Source organism: Stakelama marina (genome assembly GCF_018122655.1).
Taxonomy (GTDB): Bacteria; Pseudomonadota; Alphaproteobacteria; order Sphingomonadales; family Sphingomonadaceae; genus Sphingomonas; species Sphingomonas marina.
In genome coordinates this window covers 19,306-42,123 of the sequence record NZ_JAGRQC010000006.1, presented here as the reverse complement: position 1 = coordinate 42,123, position 22,818 = coordinate 19,306, and the positions used below count along the sequence as shown (strand labels likewise).

Here is a 22,818-nt window from a genome sequence, read left to right as displayed (position 1 = left end):
ATGTGCGGTATCGTTGGAATCCTCGGGCGCGAGGATGTCGCCGAACGCCTGTTCGACGGCCTGAAGCGGCTCGAATATCGCGGCTACGATTCAGCGGGCATCGCCACCATTCATGATGGCGGTGTCGATCGTCGTCGCGCCGAGGGGAAACTGGTCAATCTCGGCAAGCTGCTCGCCGAGCAACCGCTGCCGGGCCGGATCGGCATCGCGCATACCCGCTGGGCGACACATGGCGCGCCGACCGAGGACAATGCCCATCCGCATCAGGCGGGCAGGGTCACCGTCGTCCACAATGGCATCATCGAGAATTTCAAGCCGCTGCGCGACGAACTGATCGCCGACGGGCGGAAATTCGGCAGTCAGACCGATACGGAGGTTGTCGCACACCTGATCGACCGCGAACTCGATCGCGGCAAAGACCCGCGCGACGCGGTCGCCACCGTGCTGCCGCGTCTCCACGGCGCCTTCGCGCTTGCCATCCTGTTTGCCGATCATCCCGATCTGCTGATCGGCGCGCGGCTCGGATCGCCGCTCGTCGTCGGCTATGGCGATGACGAGACCTATCTGGGGTCCGACGCGCTCGCGCTCGCGCCGCTCACGCAGCGGATCGCGTATCTGGAGGAGGGCGACTGGGCGGTCCTCACCCGTGACGGCACACAGATTTACGACCGCGACAACCATCCGGTCGAGCGGCCGGTCACGATCTCGGGCGTGACCGGCGCGATGATCGACAAGGGCAATCACCGCCACTTCATGCTCAAGGAAATCTATGAGCAGCCGGTCGTCGTCGCGCAGACGCTGCGATCCTATATCCGCCCGCTCGAAGAGCAGGTCGCGCTTCCCGACATGGATTTCGACCTGTCGTCGATCGAACGCGTCGTCATCATCGCGTGCGGTACGGCGAGCTATGTCGGAATGATCGGCAAATACTGGATCGAACAGTTTGCGCGGCTTCCGGTCGAGGTCGATGTCGCCTCCGAATACCGCTACCGCGATCCGGTGCTGCTGCCGAACACGCTCGGCGTGGTGGTGTCGCAATCGGGCGAGACCGCCGACACGCTGGCGGCGCTTCGCCACATGAAGGAAGCGGGCGTCACGACCGCGGGGATCATCAACGTCCCGACCAGCTCGATGGCGCGCGAGGTCGACCTCTTGATGCCCACCCATGCCGGGCCGGAAATCGGTGTCGCCTCGACCAAGGCCTTTACCTGCCAGCTCGCCGTCATGGCTGCGCTGGCGGTTAATCTCGCGCGGGTCAAAGGCAAGCTGGACGAGGTTCAGGAGCGCGAGATCGTGCACCATCTCGTCGAAGTGCCGGCCGCGATCAACGAAGCGCTCGCCTATGACGATGCGATTGCCGACATGGCCGATACGATCGCCGATGCCCGCGACGTGCTCTATCTCGGCCGTGGAACCGATTTTCCGCTCGCGCTCGAAGGGGCGCTGAAGCTCAAGGAAATCAGCTATATCCACGCCGAAGGTTATGCCTCGGGTGAAATGAAGCACGGGCCGATCGCGTTGATCGACGACAATGTCCCGCTGATCGTGATCGCGCCGTCGGGACCGTTGTTCGACAAGACCGTGTCGAACATGCAGGAAGCGCAGGCGCGCGGGGCGAAGGTCGTGCTGATTTCAGACGCCGACGGGCTGGCCCAGGCGGGCGAGGATGCGGTCGCGACGATCGAGATGCCGAAGGTTCACCCGCTGATCGCGCCGATCGTCTATGCGGTGCCGGTGCAATTGCTTGCCTATCACGTCGCCGTGGCCAAGGGCACCGACGTCGATCAGCCGCGCAACCTCGCGAAGAGCGTCACCGTCGAATAGCAGCGAGTGCCCCTTCCTGCGCGGAAAGGGGCACTCGCCATATGGCTCATTCCGCTGCGATACGGATCGCGAAGCCGCCGCCCGGTGCGATGTGTACCGGCCATGTGTCGCCCTTCTTCACCTTCCGCGTCTCGATGACATCGTGGAAGCGCGTCTCGGTGCGATAGTCGGCGTCCGGGGCGTCGCGCCAGATTTTGGCCGTGTAGGTCTTGCCCGGGTCGAGGAAGCTCAGGTCCACGGTAACGTCGCGGGCCTTTTCGTTGGTGACGCCGCCGACATACCAGTCATCGCTGTTCCGGTCCTTTCGCGCGGTGACGACATAGGCGCCGGGTTCGCCCATCAGCGTGTGCGTCTGTGCCCAGTCGGTCGGCACCTTTTCGATAAAGGTCAGCTCGTTCGGGTGCTTGGCATAGTTTTCCGGCGTATCCGCCGCCATCTGGATCGGCGAATAGATCACGACATAGAGCGCAAGCTGCCGCGCGATGGTCGATTCGATCGGCGTATTGCCCCGACCGACGAGCGACAGTACCCCCGGCGTATAGTCGAACGGCCCCGACAACATTCGCGTGAAATAGACGTTGGGGATGTGGCTCGGCGGGTTCTTGGGTACGCCCCAGGCGTTATATTCCATGCCCCGCGCGCCTTCGCGGCTGACCCAGTTGGGATAGGTGCGCCGCAGCCCGGTATCCTTCACCGGCTCGTGATCGTCGATCATGATGTGGTGCTGGGCGGCATCCTTCACGACCTTCATATGGTGTTCGACGGTGCGCTGGCCGTCATGCCATTCCATACGCTCGGTGCCTGGCGTGTCGCCCGGCGCGGTAATGCCGCCGGCATCGGCGACATAGCCCGTCTTTACCGCATTCATGCCAAGGCTCTGATACAGCGACATCGCATCGTCGAGCTGCGCTTCGTAATTGGCGATGTTGCCGCCTGTTTCGTTATGGCCGAGGAACTTCACCCCCTTTTTGCGGGCGTAATCGGTCACCGCCTTCAGGTCGAAATCGGGATAGGGTTTGGTGAAGTCGAAACCGCGGCCCCACGGCACGTCCCAGCCGACATTCCAGCCCTCGACAAGGACTTCGTTGAACCCGTGCTTCGCGGCGAAATCGATATATTGCTTGGCATGTTCGGTGGTCGCGCCGTGTTTAGGCCCCGAATTCCAGCTCCATTCGTCAAGGTGCATCTTCCACCAGATGCCGACATATTTGAACGGCTTCACCCAGCTGACATCGCCCAGCTTGTTGGGTTCGTTGAGATTGAGTTCGAGGTCGTTGTCGTACAATCCCGGCGCGTCCGAGGCGATGCGGATCGTGCGCCACGGCGTCGTGAACGGGCCGGTGCGGATCACCTTGGCGCCGTGGCTCGACGGGGCGAGCGTCGAGCGGAACCGTCCGCCCTCGAGCCGCTTGAGCCACATGCCGGAGTAATCGACCAGCGATGCTTCGTGGAACGACAGCCAGGTCCCGTCCTGCAGCTTCATCGTCATCGGCGTGTGCGCGACGGAGACGGCGTCGATCGGCGTCTTGTGGTAGAGATATTCGTACCGGTTCCAGTCGCCGGCCTGGATCCACCAGGCGGTGCCGGGTTCGGCGATGTTGAACTCGCTGTCCTCGTCGGCGATGTGCCACGCGCCGCCGCCGGGCCTGGCGCCGAATTCGGTGCGGAAGCCGACGCCGTTGTCGAAGACGCGGAAACGCAGCGTGATCCGGCGTTCGGCAGGCGCTTCCTTGAATGCGTCCGACGACCCGTTCTGGTGAACCTTCACCACCAGCTCGTTGTGGTTGTCGGTGACGTAGCGGCGTTCGCCCCAGGGCTGTTCCCAGCGCGTGTCGGACGAGGATGTCGATGCGCCGTCGAACTGAAAGCCGCGCTCCATCGGGTCCATGTCGGTAAAGGTGAAGCCGATCCGCGATGGCGTGATGAGCGGCGTGCCGTCGCGCGACACCGAATAGGTCAGCCGCGCTTCGTCGCCGATCGCGACCGTCACCTTGATATGCCCGTCGGGCGACGTGACCGACGCGATATCCTTGGCTTGCGCAGAGCCGATCGCGGCGGCGCCGAGCGCGAGCAGCGCAGCGGTACGGGTAAAGGTTCGGGAAAGGGTCATTTGCTGCTCCGCAACTCGAGGTACAGGCCGGAAAGCGGGGGCAGGCGGGTCGTGTCGGCGCCGTTGACCGCCGCGATGACCGTTCCGTCCGCTTCCAGATGCGACGGCCAGGGCGCGTCTGCCGTGCCGAGGTTGAATAGGCACCGGACATGCTGGCTGTCCACCCGCCGATCGATGACGAGCAGCCGGTCGTCGGCATGGACGATGGCGATATCGCCCGTGCGGAGCGCCGGCGTATCCCGGCGGAGCGCGAGCAGGTTCCGCGTCAGGCTGTACAGCGATTCCGGGTCGGCGCGCTGGACATCGACCGCCAGTGCGGCGTGATCGGGGCCGATCGGCAACCATGGTTCGGCATCGCCGAACCCGCAGTTGGGCGCATCGTGTCGCCAGGGCATCGGCGTTCGCGCGCCGTCGCGGCTGAGCGTCATCGGCCAGTTGGCGATTGCCTCCGGGTCCTGAAGCTTGTCGAAGGGAATAGAGACCTGTGTCAGGCCCAGTTCCTCGCCATAATAGATGAAGATGTTGCCGCGCAGCGCCGCCAGCAGAAGCATCTTCATCCGCGCGAAGCGGTCGGCGTCCTCGGCGCTCGCCCAACGCGACAGCGCGCGCGGCGCATCATGGTTCTCGAATGCCCAGCTCGGCCAGCCCATGCCCGGCTGTTCGGGCCAGCGCGACACCGCGTCCGCGACCATTTTGGGCGACAGTGCGTCGGCATAGAGGAAGTCGAATCCATAGGCGCTGTTGAAGCGCTTGTTGCCCTCGGTGAACAGCTTCATCTCGCGTTCGGCATCGTCGCCGCCGACCTCCGCCACGGTGAATTTCGCGCCATAGCTGTCGGTCAGTGCGCGCAGCCGCTCGACGAAACGGGGAATGTCGGGATGGCTCTGGTTGAACCGCTTGAGCTGAAAATCGAAGGGGCGCGTGCGCGGCTTTTCCGACGGCGGGGCGGGTGGATTGTCGCGAAATTCAGGATCGTGCATCGCGAAGTTGATCGCGTCGAGGCGAAAGCCGTCCACGCCGCGGTCGAGCCAGAAGCGGGCGACGTCCAGCACCGCCTGCTGCACCGCCTCGTTATGGATGTTGAGTTGCGGCTGATCCTTCAGGAAATTGTGCAGATAATATTGTCCGCGCCGTGCGTCCCAGGTCCATGCCGGTCCGCCGAACACCGATTGCCAGTTGGTCGGCGGGCTGCCGTCGGGCTTGGCATCGGCCCATACGAACCAGTCCGCCTTGGGATTGTCGCGGCTCGACCGGCTTTCGAGGAACCAGGGATGTTCGTCCGAACAATGCGAATAGACCTGATCGATCAGGATCTTGAGGTCGAGTTCGTGCGCGCGCGCAACCAGCGCGTCGAAATCCTCGATCGTACCGAAGATCGGGTCGACACCGCGATAATCGGCGACGTCATAGCCGAAATCCTTCATCGGCGAGGTGAAGAAGGGCGACAGCCAGATCGCATCGACGCCAAGCTCCGCGACATAATCGAGATGCGCGGTAATGCCCGGAAGATCGCCGATGCCGTCTCCGTTCGAATCGGCAAAGCTGCGCGGGTAGATCTGATAGATCGCGGCACCCTTCCACCATGGAACGGCGGTGGAAGTATCGGTCTGCGGCATGGCCTGGGTTGCGTTCACTGGCTGTCCTGGGAAGGTTCTGCCCGGCAGATCGCATAGCCGAGCGGGGGGAGGGTGACGGTAACGCTGCCCGGAGCCGCGGCGGCGGCGGGGCATTGTCCCGCAAGCGTGGTGAATCGGGCCGACAGCACGCCGACCGCTACGTCGCGCGTGATGCTTTCGGTCGAGCTGTTGATCGCGACGAGGATTTCATGCCCGTCATCGGCGCCGCGCGTATAGGCGAGCATTCCCGGCTCTTTCGATGTCTCGCGAATGACGGTGCGCCCGTCCATCAGTGCCGGATTGGCGCGCCGGATCGCCGAAAGCGCGGCGATCTGCCGGTAAAGCGGATGCGCGGTGTCGAAATTTTCCGTCGCGGTGGTGGCTGCGGTGCCGACCAGATCATTGTCGTCATAGCTCGCGACCTTGCTCGCGAACATGTCCTCGCGCGCGGCCTGATCGCCGCCATCGCCGGTAAAGCCTTGCTCGTCGCCCGAATAGACGACCGGTACCCCGCGTGAGGTGAACATCAGGACGTTGCCGAGCATCAGCCGCTTCAGCCGCTCGGCTTCGCTCGCATCGGGAAACGCCTCGTCGAGCATGTGGCCCATCCGGCCCATATCGTGGTTGCCCAGAAAGATCGGCAGCCGGCGCGCGGTCTTTTCTCCGCCTTCGTACAGCACGTCGCCGGCGATCAGCCTGGCGTAGATATCGGTGCCCGTCTTGCCAGACAGCAGGTCGCGCGCAGCAGCCTGAAAGGCGAAATCGAGCACGGCGGGCAGTTTGTCGCGCCGCGTATATTCGGCGAGATACCCCGGATCGACCGCCTCGCTATAGACCTCTCCGAAAATGTGGAAATTGGGTATGCCGTCGGCCTTGGCCCGCGCCAGCATCGCGGGTGCGAATTGCTGCCAGAATTCGGGGTTCACATGCCGGGCGGTGTCGATGCGAAAGCCGTCGATGCCGAAATTGTCGATCCACGCGCCGAAAATGTCGATGAAGCCCGAAACCACGCGCGGATTTTCGGTCATCAGATCGTCGAGTCCGGCGAAATCGCCATAGGTCGCGCTCTCGCCCTCGAAGGTCGAGTTGCCGCGATTGTGGTAATAGATCGGATCGTTGAGCCAGGCGGGGACTTTCACGTTGCGCTCGTCCTTCGGCACGAACGGCGTATAGGCCCAGCGCGGGTCGGTCAGCTTCGCGAAATTGGCCGCGGTCTGCCGGTCGTCGCCCAGGAAACCCCTGTTGATGCGTGCGCCGTCGCTGTCGCCGCGCGTCGAATAGGGATATTCGCCCTTTGGCCGATAGGGGCAGTCCGGCTGCTTCTGGCACTCGCGGTACTGGATCACGTCGGCGGTGTGGTTGGCGATGATGTCCATATAGACCTTCATCCCGCGCGCATGCGCGGCGTTCACGAAGGTCCGGAAATCGGCATTGGTGCCGAAATGCGGATCGACGCGGGTGAAGTCGGTCACCCAATAGCCGTGATAGCCCGCGCTTTCCTGACCCTTCGGGCCTTGGACGGGCTTGTTCTTGAAGATCGGCGCCACCCAGATCGCGGTGATGCCAAGGCCTTGCAGATAATCGAGCCGGTCGGTCAGCCCTTTCAGGTCGCCGCCGTGATAAAATCCCTTGTCGGTCGGGTCGTATCCGGTTTTCAGCCGGTCGCCCTTCAGGCCGCCGCGGTCGTTTGCCGGATCGCCGTTTTCAAACCGGTCGGGAAGGACGAAATAGATTACTTCGTCCTCGGGTGGCCGTTCGCGCAACTGTGCCGTCGTGTCGGTGGCCGGTGCGCTTGCGAGGAGCGCCGCCAGCAGTGCCGCGCCGATCATGCCGACACCGTTTTTTGGCGCGCGGCGCAATGCTGCGCGATGAAGTCGGCATGGCCGGGCATCTGCGCGACCTCGCGCGCGTTTAGTTGCTCTATCATCGACATATACTCGCTCAGATCGTCGCCGGGGATGGCGTCGGCGATGGGATGGTGGCCGCGCGGCATCATGCCCTGGCCGACAAATACCTGCAGCCAGCCGACCTCGGTAAACAGTTCCTCATGCTCGCGCGTGATGTGGCCGCTGCCGCGCCACAGCGCGATCTTGGCCGCAAGCGCGTCGGGCAGCGCCATCTCTCGGCAGGCTTGCCAGAAGGGTTCCTCGCGCTCGTTGGCGTGGTAATGGAGGATCAGGAAGTCGCGGATGCGCTCCCATTCGAAGTCGCTCTGCCGGTTGAACTCGTCGCGATCGGCCTGCACTGCGGTCCGGCCGGGAAGCAGCTTCAAGAGGCGAGAGATCGCTGACTGGATCATGTGGATGCTCGTCGATTCAAGCGGCTCCATGAAGCCCGCCGACAGCCCCATCGCGACGACATTGTGCTTCCACATCTCGCGCCGCTTTCCGGTGGTGAAGGGGATGACGCGCGGGTCGCCCTGCGCTTCGCCCTCGACATTTTGCAGCAGCATCGCGCTCGCTTCGTCGTCGCTCAGATGCGCGCTCGAATACACGATGCCGTTTCCGGTGCGATGCTGCAGAGGGATCCGCCATTGCCAGCCGGCGCGGTGCGCGGTGGAGCGAGTATAGGGGGTGAAATCCTCGGCGCGCGACGATGGCACCGCCTGCGCGCGGTCGCACGGCAGCCAGTGCGTCCAGTCGTCATAGCCGGCCCCCAGCGCTTCGCCGATCAGCAGCGCGTGAAAGCCGGTACAGTCGATGAAGAAGTCGCCCGCGATCTCGCGCCCGCCGTCGAGCGTGAGCGCCGCGGCATCGCCGCTTTCGCCGTCGCGGCGAACCTGTTCGATCCTGCCTTCGACGCGCCGGACGCCGCGCGCTTCGGCGTAGCTGCGCAGGTGCCGCGCATAGAGCGTGGCGTCGAAGTGAAAGGCGTAGGGCATGTCCGGCAACACCTGGGCGGTGCGGGGGCGGCCGCGTTGCATCTTGCCGGCAAGCGCCGCCACATTGTTCAGCGAATAGGGCGCCAGTTCGGGCCTCGCGCGTCCCTCTGCGACCGCGCGCAGCCAATATTGCTGAAAGGGCAGCAGTCCGACGTCGCGCCCGACATCGCCGAATGCATGCATGTACCGGCTGCCGGGCCGGAGCCAGTCGACGAACTCGATCGCCAGCTTGTAGGTGCCATGCGTCGCGCGGAGGAACGCATCTTCGTCCAGGCCCAGCGCATCGTTGAACAGCCGGATCTGCGGGATGGTCGCTTCGCCCACGCCGACCGTGCCGATCGCGTCCGATTCGACCAGCGTGATGTCGAAACCGCTTTCGAGGAAACGGGCAAAGCTTGCCGCCGCCATCCATCCGGCGGTGCCACCACCGGCGATTACGATCCTGATCGGAGCGGAGCCTGTCATGTCGCTACCCCTCTTCGCCGGATTGCGATCCCATGCCTCCCGGGGCGTGACCATCGTCGATGCCCACGCCCAAAAAGTCGAGACGGCGGGCAACATGCGCCCGCCGTCCCAGGGGGGAGAATCAGAATTTGTAGCCGACGCTCACATAATATTCGCGGCCGTAACGCTGGTAATCGATGACCTGGCGCTCGTCGTCATTCTGATAGGTGACGAACGGCTGATCGGTCAGGTTCTTGCCTTGGAGCATGATCGACAGACCGGCGAGCGAGGAACCTTCCTGGAACTCGTACCCGATCTGGGCATCGACGATGCCTTCGCCGCGAACCGTTCGGAAGGTCGGGTTGGCCGAAAGGCCGGCAACCTCACCCAGGAAGGACGAACGGCGGCGATAGTTGACCCGTGCCTGGAAACCGCTCTTCTCGTAATAGGCGGAGGCGTTCAACACCCAGTCCGAAAGACCCGGCAGTGTGATCGATTCGGTGGGATTGCTCCCCAGCTTGATCGAGCTGTCGGTATAGGATGCGCTGCCGAAGAAGCCGAACCCGTCGAGCGCGGGCGTGATTTCGGAGAAGGGTAGCGACAGCGTTGCCTCCACACCCTGCAGGTAACCGCTTCCGCTGTTCTCGGGGCGCTTGTTCAGGCCGATCTGACCGCCGCTGTTGATGATCGTATCGCGGACCGCCTGCGGTGCGAGATACAGATAATCGCTGAAGTCATAGGCGACGCTGGCATTGCTGTCGACGTAATCGCTGAGCGCCTTGTAGTAGCCGGCAATCGCAATATAGCCGCCGCCCGCAAAGTATTTTTCCAGCGACAGGTCGATATTGATCGACTTGTAGGGGCGCAGGTTCACATTGCCGCCGTTGAAGCTGAACGGGCTGTACTGCGGACCGCCGCCCAGGCCGACGTTCGACGGATCGATGCCCAGCTCGCGGTTGACGCGTTCCTGATCCATGCGCGGACGCACCATCGTCTGAGACGCACCCATTTTGACATAGGTCAGCGGCAGGAGTTCGACCGACATCGTCGCGCTGGGCAGGAAGTCGGTGTAGCTCACGCTATCCGATGCCGGAAGGACCGTCACGACACCGTCGGAGAAGTTAGAGATGCTGCCGTTCGAGCTTTGCTTGGTATGGACGACCTGCAGGCCGATAGAGCCCTTCAGCTTCTTCCCGCCGGCCATGCCGTTCAGGTTGAGCATCGCATAGCCGGTCCAGACATTTTCGGTGACCGTATTGTCGCGAACCAGCGAAACCGGACGGTTGTCGTAAACCGCGTTCAGCACATTGTTGTAGATGTAGAGCGGATCGATCGTCAGCACACCCGGAACGCCCAGATAGTTTAGCTGCGTCGTGCCGTTCAGCACGGCTTCGCTCGGTACCGGTGCGGATGTCGGCGTGCCGCTGGCGACCGTGCAATCGGTGCCGCCGCCCTTGGGGCAGAGGAAGTAGGAGGTATAGGCCGAGGTCTTCTTGCGGCGGCTGTAGTTGGCGCCGACCTCCCAGCTCGAAAACACGCTGCCATAGATGTCGCCGTTCAGGCTGGCGCGCAGCGATTTCAGGTCGTCCTTGAAGCTCGGGCGGTTGAGGAATCCGGCCTGCACGACGGGCTGCGTGCCGTTATAGCCCCAGCCTTGCGGATCGGTGATCTTGAAGGTGCCGGTGTCGGTATAATCGAGCGTCGGCTCGATACGGAACGTGCCGTCCGAATTGCGCGTGATCGTGACGGTGTCGCCCGGTCCCGACTTGTTGTACCCGGTGCCGCTATAGGTTTCGAGCAGGAAGTCGGTGCGGTCGGCATGCGACCAGCTGGCGTCGACCGTGAAGTGCAGGCCGTCCGCGACCTCGAACACGTTGTTCCAGCCGATCGAATAATTGTCGGCGGTGCGCTTGTTATAATCGTTGCGCTGGACACCGTGAACATCGGTGAAGGTAGCCGATTCTACGAAGCCGTCATTGGCCGAATTGACCGTGTAGGGAACGCCGCCCCAGACCAACGGAAATTCGATGCCGCGCAGGCGCTGCGTTTCGGAGAAGTGCGAATAGAGCACGTCCAGCGTCGAATGCCATGCTTCGCTCGGCTGATATTCGATCGTGCCGACCGCGCCGATGCGGTCGAGCAGGTTCGACTGCACATAGGGCTTGGCACCGCCGAGGATCAGGTCGCCGTTCGAATCGGTGGGAAAGCCCCAGGCGTTGTAGCGGGTATATTGCGTCGGCGCCGAAGTCGCCGATACGCCGAGCGCGATGCCGAGCGTATCGCCGGCGAACTGGTCGATATACGTGCCCGTCAGGCGATAGCCGTAGCGCGTGCCATCGGGGTTCAGCTTGTCGGTACCGTTCATCTGCCCGCGTGCATTCGCGGTCACGACGCGCTTGTGATAATCGAGCGGGCGCAGCATGCGCAGATCGACGGTGCCGGAGATGCCGGCCGCGATCAGCGACGCGTTCGCGCTCTTGTACACATTGACGTTCTGGAAGAATTCCGACGGATACTGGTCATATTCGACGCCGCGATTGTCGCCGACGGTGACCTGTTCGCGACCGTTGAGCAGCGTCGTGCCGAAATCGGGGCCAAGGCCGCGGATCGACAGGCGCTGATCGCGCCCTTCGAGACGCTGCGCGGTAACGCCGGGCAGACGTGCCAGCGAATCCGCGATCGAAACGTCGGGCAGCTTGCCGATATCCTCGGCCGAGACCGAGTCGACGATCATCGTCGAGGTCCGCTTGATTTCCGCCGATTTGTCGAGCGAGGCGCGGATGCCGGTAACGACGATCGCCTGGCCCGCACTGTCGCCTTGCGCTGTCGCGTCGGCCTGGGCGGTCGTATTCTGGTCGGCGGCGGTGGTGTCCTGCGCGAAAGCCGGCGCGGCGCAGGTCAGCGCCAGCGAAGCGCCGAGTACCGCGCGGCTGCTGCACGAAAGGAACTCGCGCGCCGCGAGCCGTGCGAACGGATTATTCATGGAAATGTCCCCTTGCCTCAATCGCGCTCGCGCCCCCGGCGCCGCGCGCATCCTGTCCGAAAATATGTCCCGGCGTCTTTCCTGCGCCGTTGGTGGAGGCTGGCTATATTTCGCCCGTCGGCGTAGCCATAGGGGGCGGCATACGTATTCAGGACAGCATACGTATGCGGTTATGCTCTAAACGACTCCGCCGATGGGGACGGGGCAGGGGCAGAGGATGACGGGAGTGCGTTCGGGGTTGGCTAGACGGCCGACATCGCTGGATATCGCGCAGCTTGCGGGCGTGTCGCAACCGACCGTCTCGCGCGCGTTGCGCGGGAGCAAGGACGTCAATCCGCAAACCCGCGCGCGGATCGAGGCGATTGCCCGCCAGCTCAATTATGCGGTCGACAAGAACGCATCCAGCCTGCGCCGCCAGGCGACGAACACGCTCGCGCTGCTGTTGTTCGAAGATCCCACGCCCGACGAATCGATGATCAACCCCTTCTTTCTGTCGATGCTGGGGTCGATCACGCGCAGCGCCGCGGCCGCCGGCTACGACCTGCTGATTTCCTTCCAGCAGCTCTCCGGCGACTGGCATGTCGATTATCAGGACAGTCACAAGGCCGATGGCATTATCCTGCTCGGCTATGGCGATTACGAGGCGTATCAGGCGCGGCTCGCGCATCTGGTGAAGCAGGGCACGCACTTCGTCCGCTGGGGCGCGCTCAGCCAAGACGCGACCGGCTGCACGCTCGGCTCCGACAATGAAGGCGGGGGCGCGATGGCCGCGCAGCATCTCATCGGGCAGGGGCGCCGCCGGATCGCCTTTCTGGGGCACGCTGACAGCCATTATCCCGAATTCGAGGAACGGCATCGCGGCTATGTACGCGCATTGCGCGAAGCCGGGATCGAGCCCGATCCGGCATTGCAGGTCGATGCCGTCACGACACAGGCTGCGGGTGCCGAGGCAGTGGCGGAACTCGCGCGGCGCGGTGCCAGCTATGATGCGATCTTCGCCGCCAGCGATTCGATCGCCATCGGGGCGATGCGGGCGCTTCAGGCGCAGGGGTTCGAGGTACCGGGCGACGTCGCGATCGCCGGGTTCGATGACATCGCGGCAGCATCGCTGACCACGCCGCCGCTCACGACGGTAACGCAGGATACGCGCGCGGCGGGCGAGGCGCTGGTGACGGCGCTGCTCGCACAGCTTTCCGACGAACAGCCGGAAACGCGCGCGCTGCCGACCCGGCTGGTGGTGCGGGAAAGCAGCGTCGCCGCGCGCTGAACAACCCATGAAATCGGCGTTGCGACAGGGGTTGCGTCGGGCAACGCCGCACCCCGGTCATCGCCTGTATTCGTATGCGCCGCCATTGCCGCGCCTCCGGCGCTCGGGCAAGCTTCGGCTTCATCAGACACCGGGCGCACAAGATCCGGGCATATCCGCCAGGGAGAGACGATGACCGAAAAGCCGCGCCAAAGTCTGGCGGGATTGTGGAATCTCAGCTTCGGGTTCTTCGGAATCCAGATCGGCTTCGCGCTGCAAAACGCGAATATGAGCCGCATTTTCCAGTCGCTGGGCGAATCGCTCGACAAGCTGTCCGTGCTCTGGATCGCAGCCCCTTTGACGGGTCTGATCGTTCAGCCGATCATCGGTCATTATTCGGATCGCACCTGGACGCGGCTCGGCCGCAGGCGACCCTATTTCCTGGCCGGGGCAGTTCTCGCGGGCATCGCGCTGTTCGCCATGCCCGAATCGCCCGCCATCTGGTTTGCGGCGATGATGCTGTGGATGCTCGACGCATCGCTGAATGTGTCGATGGAGCCCTTCCGCGCGTTTGTCGGCGACCAGTTGCGGCGTGACCAGCACACCGCCGGTTATGCCGTCCAGACCGCCTTTATCGGTGCGGGTGCGGTGGTCGGGTCGATCTTTCCCTATCTGCTGGCGCATCTTGGCGTCGCGAATGAAACGGCGGGCGGCGGCGTGCCCGATACGGTGCGCTACAGTTTCTGGTTCGGCGGTGCGGCTCTGGTCGCGGCAGTGTTGTGGACTGTCTTCACCACCCGCGAGTTCACGCCGGAAGAGATGGCCTCGTTTGGTGATGAGGCGGACGCCTCGCATCTCGTGACGCCGCAGCCGGCGAAACTTTCGTTCGGCCTCTGGACCGGGGTCGGTGCGCTGGTGCTGATCGTGGTCTCCACGCTGGCGCTCGAGCGCGAACTCTATCTGCTCGGCGCGCTGCTGATCGCCTATGACGGCTGCAAGCTTGCCGCGCATCTCATGGCCAAACGCGGCAACACCGACAATGTGCTCAGCCATATCGTCGGCGATTTCGCCGGGATGCCGCCGATCATGAAGCGGCTTGCGCTCGTCCAGTTCTTCACCTGGTCGGCGCTGTTCATCATGTGGATCTACACCACGCCGGTCGTCGCCCAATATGTCTATGGCACCACCGATACGGCGAGTGCTGCGTATAACGAGGGCGGAAACTGGGTCGGCGTCCTGTTCGCGATCTATAATGGCGTGGCGGCGGTCGCGGCGCTTGCGATCCTGCCGGCGCTGTCCCGCCGGATCGGCAAGGCGCGGACGCACATCGTCTGCCTGTTGTGCGGTGCTGCCGGTTTCGCCAGTTTCTTCGTGATCCGGGACCCGAACTGGCTGATCGCGAGCGAAATCGGCATCGGCATCGCCTGGGCTTCGATCCTCGCCATGCCCTATGCGATCCTCGCCTCTAGCCTGCCGCAGCGAAAGCTCGGCATCTATATGGGCCTGTTCAACATCTTCATTGTCGTGCCGCAACTGCTCGTCGCCACCGTGATGGGCAGCATCATGAAAGCGTTTTTCCCTACCGAACCGATCTGGACGATGGCCTTCGCCGCCGCCGTCATGGCGCTCGCCGCGCTCGCGATGTTGCGGGTCCGCGCCGCCGAAACCGAACTGGAGCAAGCATGAAGACCCTGGCCCTTGCGCTCGCAGCGAGCATCCTCGCGACACCGCCTGCCGCCGCGCAGACCGCGCGCAAGCCGCTCGATCAGCGCACACTCGCCGATTATCAGCCCAAGCCCTATTCGACGATCCATAATGCGCCGTGGAGCGAAACCGGTGTCCTCTACCAGATCAACACCCGGCAATTCACGCCGGAGGGCACGTTCAGGGCGGCGCAGAAGCAACTGCCCCGGCTGAAAAAGCTCGGCGTCGATATCATCTGGCTGATGCCCATCCATCCGATCGGCGAGAAGAACCGCAAGGGCGAGCTCGGTTCGCCCTATTCGGCAAAGGACTATCGCGCGGTGAACCCCGAATTCGGCACCAAGGCCGACCTGAAGGCCTTTGTCGATGAGGCGCACCGGCTGGGCATGCACGTCATTCTCGACTGGGTGGCGAACCATACCGCCTGGGACAATGTCTGGGTGAAGCAGCATCCCGACTGGTACGTACATGACTGGAAGGGCGATTTCACGCCGACGCCGTGGCTCGACTGGACCGACATCATCGACCTCGATTATTCGAAGCCGGGTCTGCGCAAAGCGATGACCGAAGCGATGGTATATTGGGTGAAGGATTTCGGCATCGACGGCTACCGTGCCGATGTCGCCGGCTATGTCCCGCTCGATTTTTGGGAAGGCGTGCGTGCCGATTTGGAGGCGATCAAGCCGGTCTTCATGCTCGCCGAATGGAAATATCCCGAATTCACGCGCAAGGCCTTCGACGCGACCTATGCCTGGGAATGGCACGATACGATGAAAAAGGTCGCGCAGGGCCAGGTCGATGCGACCGCGCTCTACGGCTATTACAGCGAGAATGAGAGCGCATGGCCAAAAACGGCGATGCGGCTCGATTACGTCGCCAACCACGACAGCAATGCGTGGGAAGGCACGCAGTATGAGAATTTCGGCGATGCGCTACCCGCCGTAATCGCGCTCAGCTTTACCGGTGAGGGCATTCCGATGATCTATAATGGTCAGGAGGCATGCAACGACAAGCGGCTGGAATTCTTCGACAAAGACCCGATCGCGTGGCAGGCGCATCCCGATTGCAAGCTCGATACGCTGTTTCACGACCTGATCGCCTTTCGCGATGCCAACAAGGCGCTTCACAACGGCAAATGGGGCGCGCGGATGGTGAAGGTGGATAACGACAAGCCCAAACAGGTGTTCAGCTGGGTGCGGCAGGAAGGCAGCGACAAGGTCTTCGGCGCATTCAACTTTTCGGCCGAGCCGGTGACCGTGACCTTCCCGACCACCTTGCAGGCGGGCCAGTACCGCGAATTCCGCAGCGATGCGCAGGCGACATTTGCCGCCGGCAGCACGATGCAGCTTCCGGCCTGGGGCTATCGTCTGTTCGCCAGCGACTGAACCGGATGGTGCGCCGCCCCGGTCAGTCCTTCGATGCGGTCTGTTGTGTTGCCGATGCGGCGTCCAGCGTCTGGACGATCTTCGGTCCGGGGAGGCCAGCGTCGATAGCTTCGATGATGGCCTTTGCCATCTTGTTGCCGCCATGCGGCGAATAGGCGAGCGCCATCGACAGCTTGCGCGCGAGCTTCACGTCCGCATCCTCCAGCAATTGGCGGATAAACAGCATGCGCAGCCCCGGATCCTGCGGTGAGAGGGTAAAGGCGCGTTCAAGCCCGATCCTCGCCATCTTGCTCGGCGTTTCTCCGGCGTCGACGAAGCTTCGGTAGTAATAGAGCAGCGGCTCGGCGGCATTGGGGTCGAGCCGGTTCGCCTTGACGATCCAGCTGCGTGCCTTTTCCCACGTTTCGGGACGATGGTCGTCGGCGGCCAATGCACGGCGCATTTCGACGCGTGCCTTGTAGAGCAGGGCATCGCGACGGGCTGGATCGGCGGCGATGGCCCGGTCGGCCGCGGCTTCGGCCGCATCGTCGTTGCCGGCGTCATATTCCATCTCGGCAAGCTCGGTCTGAACCGCCGGGTCGTTCGGGAAGTCGGCCGCCTTTGCCCGAGCGTCCTCAACGATGTCGCGCGCCTGCTTGCGATTGACGCCGCGGTCCGATCGGATGCGCAGCCGCATCATCTCGTCCTGTCCCTCGCTTGTCTCGACGATCTTGATCGGGCCGACGTGCAGCTTGTCGCCGGCAATCTTGAAATAGCTCATGCGGTTGTGGCTCAGATAGCGATCGAGCTCCTTTTCCAGCTTGTCGAGATCGCCGAACGCCTTTTTCGCCGCTTCCAGGCTCGGCGTTCCCGAAGACACCAGCGTCAGATATTCATGCAACTGGCCCGAACGCTTATCGTCGAAGGTCAGCATGTGCGTCAGCAGCCAGGACCGTCCATAAAAGCTTTCGGTTTCGCTATCGTCCATTTCCTCGCTGCCTGGCGCAAGCAGCGTCCGCAGCGGGATCGGGCTGAGGCGGAACAGGGCGTATGCGCGGTGATTGGCCGGCTTTCCGAGGTTCATCGCGCCGTCGGAATCGAACGTCGCCGTCGAATAGAATTCGGCGAAGCCTTCGCTGAACCATTTCGGATAGGCGACCGAATAGTTTTCGAGCAGCATATGGTGCGAATATTCGTGGAACAGCACGACCTGCGGGCTGATTCCATTCTCTCCAGCTTGCCGTTTGAAGGTGAAGGCGACCGACCCGCCGACACGCGGTTGATAAAAGCCCGCGACATTGCCGCAATCGCCGCACAGCTGTGCCACGCGGTCGCTGTTCGTCAGCACGTACACGGTCATGCGGTTCGACTTTTCGCCCGGCAACGGCTTCATCTGGCGCAGGAAGCGGAACCCCGAATCGAACTGTTCGAGTTTCGTCGCGAAGCGACGAAGCCAGCTTTCCGAGCTGTCGGCATAGATGATGAAGTGATCGCTGGTTGCCTTGCGCCAATGCGCCGCGGCCGGTGCTGCCGCGGCAGCAGTGCACATTGCCGCGACCAGCGATCCCGTCAGCCATTTCCGCATATTCGTCTCCCCCCGAGACCGGAGGTTTGCAGAATAACGTCCCTTTTGAAAGGGTTGAATTACCCGATTCGGCGCATCCCGAGCACCGCGCGGGCGCGCTTCAGGTGCGGCATGTCGAGCATTTCGCCATCAAGGCCGATCGTGCCCGCACCCGGATTGTCCTCGAAAGCGGCAACGATACGCTGCGCGCGCTCGATTTCGGCGGGAGAGGGCGAGAAGGCGTCGTTGATGACCGCGACCTGCGCCGGGTGGATCGCCATCATCCCGCGAAAGCCCGCGCGTCGCGCCTTGGCTGCGACCGATTTCAGCCCGTCGAGATCACGAAAATCGCCGTGAATCGTCTCGATCGGCGTCACGCCGGCAGCGGCTGCCCCGGCGAGGCAGAGCGAGCGGAACAGCTGATACGGGAAATCATATTCGCCGCTCTCGTCGCGGTTGTCGGTCGCGCCCAGCGCGGTCGCGCTGTCCTCCGCGCCCCAGGTGAGCGCGGCGAGGCGCGGCGCATCCGCATAATCGCCAAGCCCGAAAACGGCCTGCGCGGTCTCGGTCGCGACGACGATGACGCCGATTTCGCCGAGGGGAAGCCCGGCCGAAGCTTCGAGCGCGGTCAGATAATGATGCAGCCGGTCAACCTCGGTCCGCGTCGCCTTGGGCAGCATGATGCCCTCAGGTCGGGCAGGGACGATCGCGGCGAGATCGCCTAGCGCGTATTCGGTGTCGAGCGGATTGATCCGCACCCATTGCGGCTGCGCGCGCTCGGCGCTGCGAAGGTGCGCGGCAACCGTTTCGCGCGCCGCCTGCTTGTTGGCGGGCGACACCGAATCTTCGAGGTCGCACAGGATCAGATCGGCACCGCTCGCCCCGGCCTTTTCCAGCTTGCGCGGCGAATCTCCCGGGGCGAACAGCAGCGAACGGGCGGTCATCGGCGTCACGGGCATTCGGCTCTCCAAAATCTTTGCGTGCCTTGTGCCGATGGGACGCCGATTGCGCTAGCCCCCGCGCCGGCGACGTACCCGTCCGTCGATCATCGGGCGCAGACGAACCGCGATGCTGATCAACGCGGGCCAGAACAGGGTGTTGGCGATGTCACTCGATGTGTCCGGCCAGTTCCAGTTGCCGAACCAAAGCCTGTCCATGACCTCGTTGCCCATCTCTGCAATCGTCACCCACATTAACGGGACGAAGGTGCCGAGCGATCGCCGCGTGAGCAACCGCGCAACCACCAGCACCAACATGCCCGTATGCACGTGCAGCAGGCTGTCCGACATGCCGGTTTCCTGGCTGATCCACTCGATGAACGCGTGGTAGTGGGCCGGGATGCCTGTCTCTGCGTGGTTAAGAAGATGATGGTGTCGCATGGGGCCTGCAGCAGGGCGGGTTCAACCGCGGTTATCGGATTACAATCGTCATTCTCGCGGTCGCGCCCGCTCAGTCGGCGGACCGGGTTACCGCCAGAACCGCTTCGGCATGCTCGGGACGGCATATAAGCAGATCGGGCAACGAAACGTCTTCGCAATTATATATCAGCGGTGCCCCGTCGATGCGCGATGCGTGCAGGCCTGCTGCCTTGGCCACCGCGACCGGAGCGCAGCTATCCCATTCATACTGACCGCCTGAATGGATGTAGATATCGGCTTCCCCGCGCACGACCGCCATCGCTTTGGCGCCAGCCGAGCCCATGGGCACCATGGTGCCACGTAGTGCTTCGGCCACCGCTTCCGCCTCACGCGGCGGACGGGTTCGGCTCACCACGATGCGCGGCGATCCGGCTCCGTCAGAAAGCGGCGCCGACAGCGACGTATCGAGAACCAGGTCCAATGCCGGCAATGCAACTGCGCCGATTACAGGAACGCCGTCGATCGCGAGGCCGATATGCACGGCCCAATCCTCACGACCTTCCGAATATTCGCGCGTGCCGTCGAGAGGATCGACAATCCACACACGCTTGGCCGCGCAGCGCGAAAGATCGTCCTTGGCCTCTTCGGAAAGGACGAAATCGTCGGGACGTGCTTCTTTCAGACGGTCGAGGATGAGCGTATTGGCTTCTTGGTCTCCGCGCCTGCCCAGTTCCTTGCCCTGCTGTTTGCCTTCGGAGCGAATGCTGCAGAGCAGTTCGCCTGCTTCACGGGCTATGGCGTTTGCCAGCTCAACATCGGTCATTTGCTGGTACCCGCCATGCCAAGAATGTGATCCACGATGCGTTCGGCTGCCTCATCCGGCTCGATTTTTGTCGTATCGATGCGGATGTCGGGCGCTTCCGGCGGCTCATAGGGGCTGTCGATGCCGGTGAAGTTCTGCAATTCGCCGGCACGCGCCTTTTTGTAGAGTCCCTTCACATCGCGCTGCTCTGCCACCTCGAGCGGCGTATCGACGAAAATTTCGACGAACTCGCCTTCGGGGAGCATTTTGCGCACCATTTCGCGCTCGGCGCGGAACGGGGAGATGAAAGCGGTCAGGACGATCAGTCCGGCGTCGGTCATCAGCTTCGCAACCTCGCCGACGCGGCGGATATTCTCGATCCGGTCGGTTTCGGTAAAGCCCAGATCGCGGTTCAGCCCATGCCGCACATTGTCGCCGTCGAGCAGGAAGCTGTGCTTGCCGAGCGCGTGCAACCGCTTCTCCACCATGTTGGCGATCGTCGACTTGCCCGATCCGGACAGGCCGGTGAACCACAACAGGCGTGGCCGCTGGTTCTTTTGCGCGGCATGTGCCTCGCGCCCGATTTCGACCGACTGCCAGTGGATATTCTGGCTGCGCCGGAGCGCAAAGTTCAGCAGGCCTGCCCCGACCGTGGCGTTGGTCGCCTTGTCGATCAGGATGAAACCGCCGAGTTCGGCATTGTCGGCATAGGGTTCGAACACGATCCCGCGGTCGGTATAGACCTCCGCCACGCCGATATCGTTCAGTCCCAGCGTCTTGACCGACAGTTCGGCCATGGTGTTGACGTCGGTGGCGTATTTGGGCGGTTGCACCGTTGCGCTGACGGTCTGCGTGCCGAGCTTCAACCAATAGGCGCGACCCGGCTGCAATTCCTGCTCGGCCATCCAGACGAGCGTCGCCTCGAACTGGTCGGCAACCTGCGGTGGCGCGTCGGCTGCGGCAATCGCGTCGCCGCGCGAGCAATCGACCTCGTCGGCAAGCACCAGCGTCACCGATTGTCCTGCAACCGCATGATCGAGGTCGCCGTCCATGGTCACGATCCGCGATATCGCGCTGGTGCGCCCGGACGGAAGTACCCGTATGGCGTCGCCCGGCCGGACCGATCCGGACGCGATCGTTCCCGAAAAACCCCGGAAGTCGAGATTGGGCCGGTTCACCCATTGCACCGCCATGCGGAACGGCTTGTCCTGTTCCGATGTCAGGTCGATATCGACCGTCTCGAGATGGTCGATCAGCGCGGGGCCGTCATACCATGGCATCGCGTCCGACACGCTGGCGATGTTGTCGCCGCGCAGGCCCGAAAGCGGAATGGCCGTAAAGTCGTCGATGCCGATGCTGGTCGCGAATTCGCGATAATCGGCGACGATCGCATCGAACGTGTCGCGGTCATACTCGACCAGGTCCATCTTGTTCACGGCAAGAACGATGTTCCGGATGCCGACCAGATGCGCGAGATAGCTGTGCCGCCGCGTCTGCGTCAGCACGCCCTTGCGCGCGTCGATCAGGATGACGGCAAGGTCGGCGGTCGAGGCGCCGGTCACCATGTTGCGCGTATATTGTTCATGTCCCGGCGTGTCGGCGACGATGAACTTGCGCTTCTCGGTGGCGAAAAACCGGTACGCGACATCGATGGTGATGCCCTGTTCGCGCTCGGCGGCGAGGCCGTCGACCAGCAGTGCGAAATCGATGTCCTGACCTTGTGTGCCGGCGCGTTTCGAATCCGATTCGAGTGCGGCAAGCTGGTCCTCGAAGATCATCTTCGAATCGTACAGCAACCGGCCGATCAGCGTCGATTTGCCGTCGTCGACCGAGCCGCAGGTGATGAAACGAAGCATCGACTTGCGCTGGTGCAGCGCAAGATAGGTATCGATATCTTCGGCAATCAGCGCGTCGACCTTGTAGGCGGGCTCTTGGGCGGTCATCAGAAATAGCCCTCCTGCTTCTTCTTCTCCATGCTGGCCGCCTGATCGTGGTCGATGGCGCGCCCCTGCCGCTCGGACGTGGTCGTCAACAGCATTTCCTGGATGACCTCGGACAGGGTCGCCGCGCTACTCTCGACCGCGCCTGTCAGCGGATAGCATCCCAGCGTGCGGAACCGGACAGATCGCGTGACCGGCTCCTCGCCGTCGTTCAGGCGGAACCGTTCGTCATCGACCATCAGGATCAGGCCGTCGCGCTCCACGGTCGGGCGAGGAGCCGCGAAATAAAGCGGTACGATCTCGATCTGTTCGAGCTGGATATATTGCCAGATGTCGAGCTCGGTCCAGTTCGACAGCGGGAACACGCGAATGCTTTCGCCCTTGTTCTTGCGCGCATTGTACAGGTGCCACAGCTCGGGGCGCTGCGCCTTGGGGTCCCAGCGATGACTGGCCGACCGAAAGCTGAAAATGCGCTCCTTGGCACGGCTCTTTTCCTCGTCGCGCCGCGCACCGCCAAATGCTGCGTCGAAGCCGTATTTTTCAAGCGCCTGCTTCAACCCCTCGGTCTTCCACATGTCGGTGTGCCGGCTGCCATGGTCGAAGGGATTGATCCCTTGCGCCTTCGCCTCCGGGTTCTGGTGGACGAGCAGGTCCATCCCTGCGTCCTTTGCCGCGCGGTCGCGCAATTCGTACATCGCACGGAATTTCCATGTCGTGTCGACATGCAGCAGCGGAAAGGGCGGGGGCGAGGGATAAAAGGCCTTCTTCGCCAGATGCAGCATCACCGCCGAATCCTTGCCGACCGAATAGAGCATCACCGGCTTTTCGGCCTCAGCGACGACCTCGCGCAGGATATGGATGCTTTCGGCTTCGAGCCGTTCAAGATGGGTTAGGTTCATGGGTCCGTCAGATAGCGAGGAGAGACGTGTGCGGCCAGCGTATATTCGCTTTAGGGGGCGATGACTTAGCTGTCAGCTATTCG

General features: G+C 63.2%; 15 protein-coding genes. 4 read left to right on the top strand and 11 right to left on the bottom strand.

The features are described 5' to 3' along the window. Window positions 1–1,824 carry a glutamine--fructose-6-phosphate transaminase (isomerizing) gene (gene glmS / locus J7S20_RS15780; protein WP_284055206.1) on the top strand — a complete coding sequence of 608 codons (1,824 nt, stop codon included), beginning with the start codon at window positions 1–3 and terminating at the stop codon, window positions 1,822–1,824. Between the two features lie 46 nt (window positions 1,825–1,870). Here glmS and J7S20_RS15775 read toward each other — a convergent pair whose 3' ends face one another. The 5 genes from J7S20_RS15775 to J7S20_RS15755 all read right to left on the bottom strand — a co-directional run bounded on the left by J7S20_RS15775 (window position 1,871) and on the right by J7S20_RS15755 (window position 11,858). Then, a complete protein-coding gene (locus J7S20_RS15775; RefSeq protein ID WP_284055205.1) occupies window positions 1,871–3,934 on the bottom strand; it encodes a glycoside hydrolase family 97 protein in 2,064 nt (687 codons plus the stop codon). Continuing rightward, window positions 3,931–5,550, bottom strand: coding sequence for an alpha-amylase family glycosyl hydrolase (locus tag J7S20_RS15770; RefSeq protein WP_284055235.1), 1,620 nt, complete (start codon window positions 5,548–5,550; stop codon window positions 3,931–3,933). Before J7S20_RS15770 ends, J7S20_RS15775 begins: the two co-directional genes overlap by 4 nt. 14 nt (window positions 5,551–5,564) lie before the next feature. After that, window positions 5,565–7,379 (bottom strand): alpha-amylase family glycosyl hydrolase, encoded by a 1,815-nt coding sequence (locus tag J7S20_RS15765; RefSeq protein WP_284055204.1) that lies wholly within the window; start codon window positions 7,377–7,379, stop codon window positions 5,565–5,567. Beyond that, window positions 7,376–8,896 carry a tryptophan halogenase family protein gene (locus J7S20_RS15760; RefSeq protein ID WP_284055203.1) on the bottom strand — a complete coding sequence of 507 codons (1,521 nt, stop codon included), beginning with the start codon at window positions 8,894–8,896 and terminating at the stop codon, window positions 7,376–7,378. The genes J7S20_RS15765 and J7S20_RS15760 overlap by 4 nt, the downstream gene beginning before the upstream one ends. Window positions 8,897–9,017: 121 nt before the next feature. Continuing rightward, on the bottom strand, window positions 9,018–11,858 hold the full coding sequence (locus tag J7S20_RS15755) for a TonB-dependent receptor (protein ID WP_284055202.1): 2,841 nt from the start codon (window positions 11,856–11,858) through the stop codon (window positions 9,018–9,020). A gap of 238 nt (window positions 11,859–12,096) precedes the next feature. On the opposite strand from J7S20_RS15755, the gene J7S20_RS15750 reads away from it, so the two are divergent. The 3 genes from J7S20_RS15750 (at window position 12,097) to J7S20_RS15740 (ending at window position 16,193) form a co-directional block, all read left to right on the top strand. After that, on the top strand, window positions 12,097–13,125 hold the full coding sequence (locus J7S20_RS15750; RefSeq protein ID WP_284055201.1) for a LacI family DNA-binding transcriptional regulator: 1,029 nt from the start codon (window positions 12,097–12,099) through the stop codon (window positions 13,123–13,125). 171 nt (window positions 13,126–13,296) lie between these two features. Next, window positions 13,297–14,790, top strand: a complete 1,494-nt coding sequence (locus tag J7S20_RS15745) for an MFS transporter (protein WP_284055200.1) — start codon at window positions 13,297–13,299, stop codon at window positions 14,788–14,790. Next, window positions 14,787–16,193, top strand: a complete 1,407-nt coding sequence (locus J7S20_RS15740; protein ID WP_284055199.1) for an alpha-amylase family glycosyl hydrolase — start codon at window positions 14,787–14,789, stop codon at window positions 16,191–16,193. The genes J7S20_RS15745 and J7S20_RS15740 overlap by 4 nt, the downstream gene beginning before the upstream one ends. Before the next feature lie 22 nt (window positions 16,194–16,215). Here J7S20_RS15740 and J7S20_RS15735 read toward each other — a convergent pair whose 3' ends face one another. The 6 genes from J7S20_RS15735 to cysD form a co-directional block, all read right to left on the bottom strand. After that, window positions 16,216–17,757, bottom strand: a complete 1,542-nt coding sequence (locus J7S20_RS15735; protein ID WP_284055198.1) for a tetratricopeptide repeat protein — start codon at window positions 17,755–17,757, stop codon at window positions 16,216–16,218. A gap of 59 nt (window positions 17,758–17,816) precedes the next feature. After that, a complete protein-coding gene (locus J7S20_RS15730) occupies window positions 17,817–18,695 on the bottom strand; it encodes an HpcH/HpaI aldolase/citrate lyase family protein (RefSeq protein WP_284055197.1) in 879 nt (292 codons plus the stop codon). 51 nt (window positions 18,696–18,746) lie between these two features. Further along, window positions 18,747–19,115 carry a hypothetical protein gene (locus J7S20_RS15725; protein WP_284055196.1) on the bottom strand — a complete coding sequence of 123 codons (369 nt, stop codon included), beginning with the start codon at window positions 19,113–19,115 and terminating at the stop codon, window positions 18,747–18,749. Window positions 19,116–19,185: 70 nt separating this feature from the next. Next, window positions 19,186–19,917 (bottom strand): 3'(2'),5'-bisphosphate nucleotidase CysQ, encoded by a 732-nt coding sequence (locus tag J7S20_RS15720; RefSeq protein WP_284055195.1) that lies wholly within the window; start codon window positions 19,915–19,917, stop codon window positions 19,186–19,188. Then, the gene (gene cysN, locus J7S20_RS15715) at window positions 19,914–21,839 is read right to left on the bottom strand and encodes a sulfate adenylyltransferase subunit CysN (RefSeq protein WP_284055194.1); all 1,926 of its coding nucleotides are present in this window, start codon (window positions 21,837–21,839) and stop codon (window positions 19,914–19,916) included. The genes J7S20_RS15720 and cysN overlap by 4 nt, the downstream gene beginning before the upstream one ends. Beyond that, window positions 21,839–22,735: a sulfate adenylyltransferase subunit CysD gene (cysD, locus tag J7S20_RS15710; protein WP_284055193.1), complete on the bottom strand. Its 897-nt coding sequence runs from the start codon at window positions 22,733–22,735 to the stop codon at window positions 21,839–21,841. The genes cysN and cysD overlap by 1 nt, the downstream gene beginning before the upstream one ends. Between the last annotated feature and the right edge of the window lie 83 nt (window positions 22,736–22,818).

What these genes read in the sequence shown, in the direction of transcription:
- glmS (WP_284055206.1), top strand. Translation starts at nt 1, where the DNA reads ATGTGCGGTATCGTTGGAATCCTCGGGCGCGAGGATGTCGCCGAACGC.
- J7S20_RS15775 (WP_284055205.1), bottom strand. Translation starts at nt 3,934, where the DNA reads ATGACCCTTTCCCGAACCTTTACCCGTACCGCTGCGCTGCTCGCGCTC.
- J7S20_RS15770 (WP_284055235.1), bottom strand. Translation starts at nt 5,550, where the DNA reads ATGCCGCAGACCGATACTTCCACCGCCGTTCCATGGTGGAAGGGTGCC.
- J7S20_RS15765 (WP_284055204.1), bottom strand. Translation starts at nt 7,379, where the DNA reads ATGATCGGCGCGGCACTGCTGGCGGCGCTCCTCGCAAGCGCACCGGCC.
- J7S20_RS15760 (WP_284055203.1), bottom strand. Translation starts at nt 8,896, where the DNA reads ATGACAGGCTCCGCTCCGATCAGGATCGTAATCGCCGGTGGTGGCACC.
- J7S20_RS15755 (WP_284055202.1), bottom strand. Translation starts at nt 11,858, where the DNA reads ATGAATAATCCGTTCGCACGGCTCGCGGCGCGCGAGTTCCTTTCGTGC.
- J7S20_RS15745 (WP_284055200.1), top strand. Translation starts at nt 13,297, where the DNA reads ATGACCGAAAAGCCGCGCCAAAGTCTGGCGGGATTGTGGAATCTCAGC.
- J7S20_RS15740 (WP_284055199.1), top strand. Translation starts at nt 14,787, where the DNA reads ATGAAGACCCTGGCCCTTGCGCTCGCAGCGAGCATCCTCGCGACACCG.
- J7S20_RS15735 (WP_284055198.1), bottom strand. Translation starts at nt 17,757, where the DNA reads ATGCGGAAATGGCTGACGGGATCGCTGGTCGCGGCAATGTGCACTGCT.
- J7S20_RS15730 (WP_284055197.1), bottom strand. Translation starts at nt 18,695, where the DNA reads ATGCCCGTGACGCCGATGACCGCCCGTTCGCTGCTGTTCGCCCCGGGA.
- J7S20_RS15725 (WP_284055196.1), bottom strand. Translation starts at nt 19,115, where the DNA reads ATGCGACACCATCATCTTCTTAACCACGCAGAGACAGGCATCCCGGCC.
- J7S20_RS15720 (WP_284055195.1), bottom strand. Translation starts at nt 19,917, where the DNA reads ATGACCGATGTTGAGCTGGCAAACGCCATAGCCCGTGAAGCAGGCGAA.
- cysN (WP_284055194.1), bottom strand. Translation starts at nt 21,839, where the DNA reads ATGACCGCCCAAGAGCCCGCCTACAAGGTCGACGCGCTGATTGCCGAA.
- cysD (WP_284055193.1), bottom strand. Translation starts at nt 22,735, where the DNA reads ATGAACCTAACCCATCTTGAACGGCTCGAAGCCGAAAGCATCCATATC.